This is a genomic window from Clostridia bacterium (assembly GCA_012841935.1).
GTDB lineage: Bacteria > Bacillota > Peptococcia > DRI-13 > DTU073 > DUTS01.
Window position 1 is genome coordinate 17248 of the sequence record DUTS01000033.1, and the last position, 10643, is coordinate 27890.

Annotated in this window: 11 protein-coding genes; 1 reads left to right on the forward strand and 10 read right to left on the reverse strand. The window is 39.7% G+C overall.

All coding sequences use genetic code 11. The features are described from left to right. Positions 1-3: 3 nt before the first annotated feature. Positions 4-174, reverse strand: a complete 171-nt coding sequence (locus GX687_01870) for an aspartyl-phosphate phosphatase Spo0E family protein (protein ID HHX96198.1) — start codon at positions 172-174, stop codon at positions 4-6. A gap of 147 nt (positions 175-321) precedes the next feature. On the opposite strand from GX687_01870, the gene GX687_01875 reads away from it, so the two are divergent. Further along, entirely contained in the window at positions 322-708 is a 387-nt protein-coding gene (locus GX687_01875) for a helix-turn-helix transcriptional regulator (GenBank protein HHX96199.1), read from the forward strand. On the opposite strand, the gene GX687_01880 is transcribed toward GX687_01875, so the two are convergent. The 9 genes from GX687_01880 to GX687_01920 all read right to left on the reverse strand — a co-directional run. Continuing rightward, positions 695-1798 (reverse strand): isomerizing glutamine--fructose-6-phosphate transaminase, encoded by a 1104-nt coding sequence (locus GX687_01880; protein ID HHX96200.1) that lies wholly within the window; start codon positions 1796-1798, stop codon positions 695-697. The two genes, GX687_01875 and GX687_01880, sit on opposite strands and share 14 nt — an antisense overlap. A gap of 13 nt (positions 1799-1811) precedes the next feature. After that, the gene (gene purD / locus GX687_01885; protein ID HHX96201.1) at positions 1812-3089 is read right to left on the reverse strand and encodes a phosphoribosylamine--glycine ligase; all 1278 of its coding nucleotides are present in this window, start codon (positions 3087-3089) and stop codon (positions 1812-1814) included. Between the two features lie 18 nt (positions 3090-3107). Next, a complete protein-coding gene (gene purH / locus GX687_01890; protein ID HHX96202.1) occupies positions 3108-4646 on the reverse strand; it encodes a bifunctional phosphoribosylaminoimidazolecarboxamide formyltransferase/IMP cyclohydrolase in 1539 nt (512 codons plus the stop codon). Next, entirely contained in the window at positions 4642-5250 is a 609-nt protein-coding gene (gene purN, locus GX687_01895; GenBank protein ID HHX96203.1) for a phosphoribosylglycinamide formyltransferase, read from the reverse strand. Before purN ends, purH begins: the two co-directional genes overlap by 5 nt. Then, positions 5247-6299 (reverse strand): phosphoribosylformylglycinamidine cyclo-ligase, encoded by a 1053-nt coding sequence (locus GX687_01900; protein ID HHX96204.1) that lies wholly within the window; start codon positions 6297-6299, stop codon positions 5247-5249. Before GX687_01900 ends, purN begins: the two co-directional genes overlap by 4 nt. Next, a complete protein-coding gene (locus tag GX687_01905; GenBank protein ID HHX96205.1) occupies positions 6299-7687 on the reverse strand; it encodes an amidophosphoribosyltransferase in 1389 nt (462 codons plus the stop codon). Before GX687_01905 ends, GX687_01900 begins: the two co-directional genes overlap by 1 nt. Then, complete coding sequence (gene purL, locus GX687_01910) at positions 7669-9867, reverse strand: phosphoribosylformylglycinamidine synthase subunit PurL (GenBank protein HHX96206.1); 2199 nt, start codon at positions 9865-9867, stop codon at positions 7669-7671. The genes GX687_01905 and purL overlap by 19 nt, the downstream gene beginning before the upstream one ends. An 18-nt stretch (positions 9868-9885) precedes the next feature. Further along, a complete protein-coding gene (gene purE, locus GX687_01915) occupies positions 9886-10362 on the reverse strand; it encodes a 5-(carboxyamino)imidazole ribonucleotide mutase (protein ID HHX96207.1) in 477 nt (158 codons plus the stop codon). An 82-nt stretch (positions 10363-10444) separates the two neighbouring features. Continuing rightward, on the reverse strand, positions 10445-10643 hold a 199-nt coding region (locus tag GX687_01920), incomplete at its 5' end, for an AbrB family transcriptional regulator (GenBank protein HHX96208.1).

Below are 10643 nucleotides of genomic sequence, written 5' to 3' on the forward strand. Positions count from 1 at the left end.
AACTTAACTGTCCTCTTGATCGTTCCTCTCCCCTTTTATCTCTAATTGTTTTCGTAAATAAGCGACAATATAGTGATCTAACTTTTGACTTTTAGCCAAAAGTGAAGCATAATTTTCCCCACGCTCTGCCGCACGGTAAAGATCTTCTCGCAAACGTTCAATATTGTCCTTCATTTTTGATTCCGCCATTTCTTAAAATATTTGTTGACATAATTTTACAATAAATTTAAGCCAATTGCAAATAAAAGAAATTGGCTTAAAGCAAATTCTGTTTCCTATTAGAGTCCGATAAAGTATTATCCAAAGGAGTGAATACACTTTATGAAGGAAGAAAACATACAACAAACTATTGGACAACGCATCCGCAAACAAAGAGAATTCCTAAAACTTTCACGTGCGGAATTTGCGGAACTGATAGGGCTTTCAGATTACTATATTGGGCAAATTGAACGCGGTGAACGTCAAATGAGTCTAACTTCCCTACTTAAAGTTATAGATTGTCTTCATACTTCGGCAGACTATCTTTTATTTGGTCAACAAACCCCTCTTAATTATACTGCTCATGACTACCAACCTTCATATCAAATAGATACCCAGGAAACTTATCAAGAAATAATAACTTTATTACAACACTGCACACCACAACAATTGGTTTTAATTAATAAACTTTTAAAAATTTTAGTACCACATTTATCTAAAGATCATTAGTCACAGCCTTAGTTAAATTACGCGGTTGATCAATGGCACAACCCATGGCCACTGCCGTATAATAAGCTAACAATTGCAAAGGAATCACAGCTAAAATGGGACTGACCAAATTATCTATTCGCGGAATAGTTAAAAGATGTCGAGCCCATTTTTTCATTTCTTGATCACCTTCATTTACTACTCCAATAACCGAAGCCCCCTGCTGTACTACCTCTTTAACAATCGCCAAAGTAGGCTTATAAACACTTTCTTGTACCGCAATAGCCACAATCGGTGTATTTGGGGTAACAATAGCCAAAGTACCATGCCTGATTTCCCCGGAAGCATAAGCCTCAGCATGTAAATAAGCTGTTTCCTTTAATTTTAAGGCCCCCTCCCGAGCAAGATAATAATCAAAAAGACGTCCCAAATAAAAAAGGTTCTCGGCACTTTTTAATTCTTTAGCAATCTGTACATAAGGCTCCTGTTCTTCTAAAATTAATGACGTTTTTCTTGGTAATTCCAGCAATCCTTTTAATATTCTTGCTCTTTCCCCTGCAGCAAGGGTTTTTTTAACTTGAGCAAAATAAATACTCAATAAATATTGCATAACTAACATGGCTGTATAAGCCTTTGTGGAAGCCACCGCTATTTCCGGACCCACTTTTAAAGATAAACACACATCAGCTTCACGAGAGATTGTACTTTTTTCCACATTAGTAAGGGCTAAAGTAAAGGCCTTCTTTTTTTTAGCCAAACGTAAAGCAGCCAAAGTATCCGCGGTTTCACCTGATTGACTAATAAAGATAGCTAAAGTATTTTCATCAACAAAAGAATCACGATAACGGAACTCTGAGGCAATTTCTACTTCAACCATCATTCCCAAAAATTTTTCTAATAATAATTTACCAAACAAACCAGAATGATAGGCACTACCACAAGCTATAATATAAATTTTATTCCATTGATTGATTTGCTCTCGAGATACCTGGAAATTTTCCCAAACTACTCTATCCCCTTGAATTCGTCCCTCTAACACATTTTGCAGGGCCTGTGGTTGTTCAAAAATTTCCTTCAACATAAAATGAGCGAAATCACCTTTAGCGTTCATTTTCCTTTCCCCCTCATTTAAAATGTCGGAAAGCACGTTGGGCAATATCTTTACGATAATGAGCCCCCTTAAACTTCAACTTTTTAATTTCTTGATAAACACTAGCTGCAGCTTGAGGCAAATCATCTCCCAATACTGTTACCGCCAGCACCCTTCCCCCTGTGGTAACAATTTTCCCATTTTGAACAGTAGTTCCGGCCTGAAAAACTATAGTTTCTTTATCCAACTTTTCCAGCCCTTCAATTACATGACCACGTTCATAATCTCCCGGATAACCTGCTGAAGCCATTACCACTGCAACACAAGCTTTATTCGACCATTTAATTTTATTTTCCCAAACAGCTAAAGAACCATCACAAACAGCCAATAATAAATCCACAAGATCATTTTTCAGACGCGGTAAAACCGCCTGAGTTTCCGGATCTCCAAAACGAACATTATATTCCAAAACACGCGGACCTTGTGCAGTAATCATTAAACCAGCATATAAAACACCCTTAAAAGAACGCCCTTCTGCCTGCATAGCCCTAATAGTAGGCTGTAAAATTTTCGCAAAAACTTCATTCTTTAATTCCTCTGTAGCTACTGGTGCAGGTGAATAAGCACCCATACCTCCTGTATTCGGTCCCTGATCATCATCAAAAACCCGTTTGTGATCCTGCGAAGAAGCCAAAGGAATTACCGTTTCCCCATCACATAAAGCTAAAATAGTTACTTCTTCACCCTCTAAATATTCCTCAATGATTATTCTTTTACCAGCTTGACCAAAGACCTGTGCAATCATAATTGTCTCCACGGCCTTTTCGGCTTCCTCTAAAGAAGTACAAATTAAAACCCCTTTACCAGCAGCCAAACCATCTGCCTTTACCACCCAAGGTCCTTGACTTTGCCGTAAATAGGTTTTAGCCATAGCCGCCTCTGTAAAAATATGATATTCAGCTGTAGGAATACCATAATTATGCATAAGATTTTTAGCAAATACTTTACTGCCTTCCAATTCCGCAGCCTGTTGACTAGGTCCAAAAGCCTTGATACCCACCTTCTGCAAGGCATCAACCAAACCTAAGGTTAAAGGCAATTCCGGTCCCACAACAACTAAATCTATTGCTTTTTCCCGACAAAAATTAACTATACCATCGAGATCCTCAACCTTTAAAGGAACCAATTCCGCTAAAGAAGCGATACCCGCATTACCAGGAGCACAATAAATTTTCTTTACTTTTTTACTTTGAGCTATTTTCCAAACCAAAGTATGTTCTCGCCCACCACTACCAACCACTAAAATTTTCAAACCCATTATTAACCTCCTTTAGTGTTTGAAATGCCTTTTACCTGTGAAAATCATTACTATATCATATTCATCCGCTTTTTCAATTACAGACTCATCCCTAACCGAACCACCTGGTTGAATAATTGCTTTCACACCGGCTTTAGCGGCTACTTCCACACTATCAGGAAAAGGGAAAAAAGCATCAGAGGCCAACACAGAATCTTTAACCAAATCTGCGGCTTGTTCTAAAGCAATTTTAACCGCCCCCACCCGATTCATTTGTCCTGCTCCTACTCCGATTAACTGTTTTTCTTTAGTAAGTACAATAGCATTAGATTTAACGTGTTTTACCAAACCCCAAGCAAAAAGCAATTCTGCCTTTTGTTCTTCACTCGGCTGTTTTTTAGTTACTACCTTTAAATCTGCCGGTGTTAAAATTGCCTGATCCCTTTCTTGAAGTAAAAAACCTCCACTTATCGGTTCCAACCAATATCGTTCATCCCTAACTACTCTTTCACCCATGGCTAAAAGCCTTAAATTTTGTTTAGCGGCTAAAAGGGAAACCGCATCTCCGCTAAAACTAGGAGCAATAATAATTTCCAAAAAAATCTTTTTTAATTCTGCAGCTAACTTTTCATCTACCTCTCTATTTAAGGCCACAATACCCCCAAAAGCAGAAAGAGGATCAGAAGCATAAGCACGCTGATAAGCCTCTAAAATATTTTTTCCCAGTGCCGCTCCACAGGGATTAGTATGTTTAATAATGGCAGCTGCTGGCTCAGAAAACTCACTAACCAGTGCCCAAGCAGCTTCACTATCCACCAAATTATTATAAGATAATTCTTTTCCTTGTAATTTCCGGGCACTTGTCAGCATCCCCACTTGTTTCCCCGGATAACAATATAAAGCAGCTTTTTGATGGGGATTTTCACCATAACGCAAATCTTGTACTTTTTTCCCTTCCCGAAAATAATGTGCCGGAAAATCTGTTTGCAAAAGAAACTTACTTAAATATTGACTAATGGTCAAATCATAAGAAGCTGTATGGGAAAAAGCCTCTACAGCCAATTCTTCCCGCAGGGACAAGGAAACCTCACCCTTTTCTTTTAACTCTTTAAGTACTTTTTCATAAGCCGCAGGCTTGACAACTACCGCCACACGTTGAAAATTTTTCGCCGCAGCTCTCAGCATAGCTGGACCACCAATGTCAATATTTTCTATCACCTGCTCTAAAGTTACTTTTTCCCGGGCAATAATCTCCTTAAAAGGATAAAGATTAACAACAACCAAATCAAGATTAAAAATGCCCCAGGAGGCTATTTCTTTTTGATCTTTTTCCTCATCTCTAGCTAAAATACCCCCATGAATTTTAGGATGTAATGTTTTTACCCTACCTCCTAAAATTTCCGGGAATCCAGTTATTTCTGAAACTGCAAGTACTTCCACACCCGCAGTTTTTAATTCCTGGGCTGTTCCCCCCGTGGAAATAATTTGATAACCCAATTTCACCAAAGCAGTGGCAAATTCCGTAATCCCCTGTTTATCAGCCACACTAATTAAAGCATATTTCAATTTAATCCTCCTCACTAAACAAAACTTGACGTCCTTTACAGTATATTTTTCCTTCAACTAATAATTGCACAGCCCGCGGATAAAGACGGTGTTCTTCCCGCAAAATTCTAGCCGCCAAACTCTCTTCACTATCATCTGGGTAAACAGGTACTACTGCTTGCAAAATAATGGGTCCTGTATCTACCCCGGCATCAACAAAATGTACTGTACAACCACTATAACGCACACCATAATCAAGTGCCTGTTTTTGAGCCCGTAAACCCGGAAACGCCGGTAATAAAGAAGGATGAATATTCAAAACCGGTATAGCAACTTTTTCCATAAATTCTGCGGAAAGAATCCGCATAAAGCCGGCTAACAGCAAACAATCCACTTGATAATCTTTTATAATGGTTAATAATTTTTTTTCATAGGCCTTCACAGCAGAAAAATCTTCTGGAAGAAGACAAACAGCAGGAATCTTTTCACGCTCTGCACGCTTTAAAGCAAAAGCCTTACATTGATCACTAACTACCAAAACCACTTGGGCTTTTATCTTTCCCTGCCGACAAGCATCTAAAATAGCCTGTAAATTTGAGCCTCTGCCAGAGGCTAAAACAGCCAATCTCATTTAACCTCTCCCCTTAAAATCAATCCCCCAGATCCTTGAGTTACCTCACCCAAAAGATAGGCTACTTCACCCTGTTCTTTTAGCCAAGCCTGAAGGTTCCTAGCCTGAGCCTCCTCCAAAATCAAAACATAACCTATACCTAAATTAAAAGTATTCACTAATTCCTCAGTCGCCAAATTCCCCCCCTCAGCCAACAATTTAAAAATAGGGGGCCAAGGCCAGGAATTACTTTTAATTTCCACTTGACAATTCGGGGGTAAAATCCGCGGTATATTTTCCACCAATCCTCCCCCAGTAATATGAGCCATACCTTTAATTGTAAACCTTTCCAAAATGGAATTAATTAAATTGACATAAATTCGCGTCGGTTTTAATAATTCCTCACCTAATGTACAGCCCAATTCTGGTAAATATTCTTCCAAAGATCTCCCTTGAACATCTAAAAAAATTTTACGTACTAAGGAGAACCCATTGGAATGTAACCCATTGGAAGCTAAACCAAGCACCAAATCACCAGGTTTAATATTTGCCCCACTAATAATTTTTTCTTTTTCTACTACACCGACCACAAAGCCAGCCAAATCATATTTCCCCGGTGCATAAAAACCGGGCATTTCCGCAGTTTCGCCACCGATTAAGGCACAGCCTGCTTCCCTGCACCCTAAGGCAATCCCTTTAACAATAGCTGCCACCTGTTTTGGTTCCAATTTCCCCACAGCAATATAATCCAGAAAAAAAAGCGGCTGAGCTCCAGTTACTAGAATATCATTAACACACATGGCCACACAATCAATACCAATGGAATCATGTTTATTCAATTGTTGAGCTAAAGCTAATTTGGTACCTACACCATCAGTACCTGAGACCAGAACCGGTTGTTGATATTTTTCCACATCCAAGGCAAAAAAAGAAGCAAACCCACCCCAAGTACCCAAAACTTCAGGTCGCATTGTCTGGGCCGCCAATGGTTTAAATAAATTTACGGCTTCCTGTCCACGCTTTATGTCCACACCTGCTTGGCGATAAGTCCAAGCCTGCTGATTTTCCATTAGCGAACCTCCTTCGGTAAACCCAATAAATATTTTTCCGTAAAACAAGCTGTACAAAAACCTTGTTCACGCTTTAAAGCCCGATATAATCCGGGCAAACTTAAATAAGATAAAGAATCCGCACCTACATACTCCCTAATTTCCTCCACAGACTTTTGGGCAGCAATTAATTGTCCTCTTTCAGAAGTATCAATGCCATAATAACAAGAAGCAATTACCGGTGGAGAAGTAATTAATAAATGCACTTCTTTAGCCCCGCGGTTGCGAAGTGTCTTTACAATTTTTTTACTAGTTGTCCCTCTAACAATAGAATCATCAACTACTGCTACCCGTTTACCAACCACTAGTTCAGTCACTGGATTTAATTTTAAACGTACTGCCAAACTGCGTTCACTTTGTTCTGGACGAATAAAAGTCCGACCAATATAACGATTTTTCATAAGTCCCATATCAAAAAACAAACCCAATTCTCCGGCATAACCAAGTGCCCCGGCAATTCCAGAATCAGGAACTGGTAAAACAATATCTGCTTCCACAGGACTTTCACGTGCCAATTCGCGGCCCATAGCCCGTCGAACTCTCATCACATTAAGACCGTCAATGGTAGAATCAGGACGTGCAAAATAAATAAATTCAAAAACACACAAAGCCTCAGTAGATCTGCTGGAAAACTTAAAACTTCGGCATCCCGACTGATCAATGATTACAATTTCACCTGGGGCCACATCCCTAATAAATTCAGCCCCTAAAACATCTAAAGCACAAGATTCCGAGGCTAAAACATAAGATCCCTCTAAGCGTCCCAAACAAAGTGGTCTATTACCATAAGGATCCCTAATACCAATTAATTTATCCTCAGTCATTAAAACCAAAGCATAACTACCTTTTAGCTCCAACATCGCTTTTTTTAAAGCCTCTTTTAAACCTCCCCCACCATTACGAGCAATTAAATTTACAACAATCTCTACATCCAAACTAGATTGAAAAACAACCCCCCGGGCAGCCAAATGTTCTTTTAATTCTTTGACATTGACTAAATTTCCGTTGTGACAAATGGCCATCTTCCCTTTTAAACATTGACAAACCAAAGGCTGAGCATTAACCGCCAACCCAGAATTAATCGGTGTATATTGTACATGTCCTACCGCTAAATGACCTTTTAAATTATTTAAACTTTGGTCAGAAAAAACATCAGCGACCAAACCTGCCCCTTTATGCACCCGCACCTGTTTACCATTAGAAACAGCTATCCCCGCACTTTGCTGTCCCCGGTGCTGTAAAGCATATAAAGCATAATAAGCTAAACGGGCCACATCTTTACCAGGAGCATAAATGCCAAAAACACCACAGGCCTCCTCCATTTTATCCTTTACTTCTTCATAAAACATGCCACGGCCCCCCGATATTTTTCCACCATTGCAGTTAAACTCCCTTTAACTTTCCAACCTGAGCCAGCGATACTCAAGGCTTCACCACCTACACTACCCAATACTTTATAAGGTACTTGTGATTTTTTTAACTGTTGTAAAACTGTATCAATCTTGCTTTTACGAATTGAAATAATTATTCGCGATGCTGTTTCCCCAAAAAGCAAAGCACTAGGTCGTAAGTTTTCAGTTAAAACAACCTCAGCCCCCATATTTCCAAATAAACAGCATTCAGCCAAAGCTACCGCTAAACCACCTTCAGAACAATCATGAGCCGAGACAATCAATTTTAACTTAATTAATTCTCTAACAGCATCTTGTATCTTTTTCTCTATTTCCAAATTAATTTCCGGAGTTTTTCCTGCTTCCAAACCATGAATAATACTTAAATAGGTACTAGCCCCTAATTCATCCTTATTTTCACCAAGGAGAATAATTAAATCATCTGGTTTTTTAAAATCAGGTGTAATCACTAAATCTAAATCCTCAATTAAGCCAACCATACCAATAATAGGTGTAGGATAAACAGCTTCCCCGCCAGTTTCATTATATAAACTAACATTTCCACCTACTACCGGAGTTTCCAGAACCCGGCAGGCCTCACTAATTCCTTTAATGGTCTCCTGAAATTGCCAAAAAATTTCCGGTTTTTCTGGATTACCAAAATTCAAACCATCTGTCAGAGCTAATGGCTGAGCCCCGACACAGACTAAATTACGTGCTGCTTCCGCTACCGCCAACTGTCCGCCCCGATAAGGATCTAAATAAACATAACGAGAATTTCCATCTACCGTCAAAGCAATCCCCTTATTATAATCCTTAATCTTAAGTACTGCCGCTCCATTCCCTGGGGTCAAAACAGTATTATCGCCGGCTAAATAATCAAATTGTTCAAATACCCATTCCTTGCTGGCCAAAGAAGGAGTCCCCAAAAGAGTCAACAAAGCCTTACCATAATCCTCCATTTCCGGCAGTGTATCTAAATCATATTCCTGAGCTGAAACTAAATATTCCGGCTGCCGGGCTTCAGGTTCATAAAGTGGACATTGTTCTGTCAAAGCCGCAGCAGTAACTTGGGCTACCACCTCATCCCCTTTTTTAAAAGTCATTAGACCATCTGCCGTAACCTGTCCAATCTTGGCTATACCTACATCCCATTTACGAAAGACGGCCTCCACTTCAGCCTCTTTTCCTTTTTCAACTACCAAAAGCATCCGTTCCTGAGTTTCAGAAAGTAGAATTTCATAAGGTGTCATCCCAGGTTCCCGACAGGGAATTAAATCTACATTCACTTCCATTCCTGTTCCTGCCCGTGAGGCCATCTCCGCAGAAGAAGATATTATTCCCGCAGCCCCTAAATCCTGCATTCCTACCACATAACCAGTTTTTAGAGCTTCCAAACAAGCCTCCATTAAAATTTTGGCTAAAAAAGGATCACCTACCTGTACAGCTGTTACCTTGCTTTCAGAAGCCTCACTTAATTCCTCTGAAGCAAAAGCAGCCCCGTGAATACCTTCTCTACCTGTACGTGCTCCTACCAAAAAAACAACATTACCTTCACCAGCAGCCAAACCTTTTACCAAAGAACCTTCTTCTAGCAAACCTACACACATAGCATTAACCAAACAATTTTCCTCATATGAAGGATGAAAATAGACTTCACCCCCGACAGTGGGAATCCCCATACTATTCCCATAATCCGCTATTCCGGCTACCACTTCTTTAAACAAATGACGAGTTTTTTTATTCTGTAGTGAACCAAAACGCAAAGAATTTAAAAAGGCGATCGGTCTTGCTCCCATGGTAAAAATATCACGGACAATACCTCCCACTCCCGTAGCTGCTCCATGATAAGGTTCTACAGCTGAAGGATGATTATGGCTTTCAATTTTAAAAACAATAGCCTGCCCATCATTTATATCTACAACTCCGGCATTCTCACCAGGACCTTGTAAAATTCTTGGTCCTTCGGTAGGCAGTTGTTGTAAAAGATGTTTAGAGTTTTTATAACTACAGTGTTCAGACCACATCACCCCAAACATACCGAGTTCAACCCGATTAGGTTCCCTACCCATAATTTCTTTAATCAATTCATATTCAGCATCAGTTAATCCCACTTCTCGCCAATAATTCTCGGACACCACACGGCACCTCCTGCCCTAAGACATTTCCCGCAATTTTGTCATGATCACGGCTTGACTTTGCAAGACCTTTTCAGCCTGCTCCTCTTTATATTCTATTAATTTTTTACACAAACTATTATCACTGACCGCCAAAATACGCACAGCCAGCAGAGCCGCATTTTTGGCTCCATCTATTCCCACTGTAGCTACAGGAACCCCTGTTGGCATTTGCACCATAGAATATAAAGCATCTACCCCCTGCAGAGCAGTCGCCTGAATGGGCACACCAATAACCGGTAAAGGAGTAACTGCAGCCAAAACACCTGGCAAATGAGCAGCTGCTCCCGCCCCGGCAATAATTACCCCAAAATTATTTACTGCTTCCTTGGCCAATTGCAAAGCCCGCTCAGGAGTACGATGAGCTGAAGCAATTTGTACTTCATAATGTACCGCAAACATCTCTAATATTTCTATACAATTCTTCATAATTGGCCAATCAGAATCACTACCCATAACAACTAATACTTGATTCGCCAAAGAAATCCCCCTTCCTGCCTATCCTATCATATTTTACTAAATCCCAATTAATATCATATCATGATTTTGAAATTTTCGGTATTAAAATCCCCAACCAAGTTAACAAAAAGGGAATAATTATTAATACCAAAGAATCAGCCCCCAATTCATAAGTCAAAATAAAAAATTGGGCTACACCTCCCGGAGCAGCAGCTAAAAGACAAGTAAGTTCATCCCAGGCAGTCATTTTACGCAAAACCCAAGCCAAAACCAAACTA

Bases quoted from the DNA above. Each gene is read 5' to 3' on its own strand.
- GX687_01870 (HHX96198.1), bottom strand. From the start codon at position 174: ATGAAGGACAATATTGAACGTTTGCGAGAAGATCTTTACCGTGCGGCA.
- GX687_01875 (HHX96199.1), top strand. From the start codon at position 322: ATGAAGGAAGAAAACATACAACAAACTATTGGACAACGCATCCGCAAA.
- GX687_01880 (HHX96200.1), bottom strand. From the start codon at position 1,798: ATGAACGCTAAAGGTGATTTCGCTCATTTTATGTTGAAGGAAATTTTT.
- purN (HHX96203.1), bottom strand. From the start codon at position 5,250: ATGAGATTGGCTGTTTTAGCCTCTGGCAGAGGCTCAAATTTACAGGCT.
- GX687_01900 (HHX96204.1), bottom strand. From the start codon at position 6,299: ATGGAAAATCAGCAGGCTTGGACTTATCGCCAAGCAGGTGTGGACATA.
- GX687_01905 (HHX96205.1), bottom strand. From the start codon at position 7,687: ATGTTTTATGAAGAAGTAAAGGATAAAATGGAGGAGGCCTGTGGTGTT.
- purE (HHX96207.1), bottom strand. From the start codon at position 10,362: ATGGGTAGTGATTCTGATTGGCCAATTATGAAGAATTGTATAGAAATA.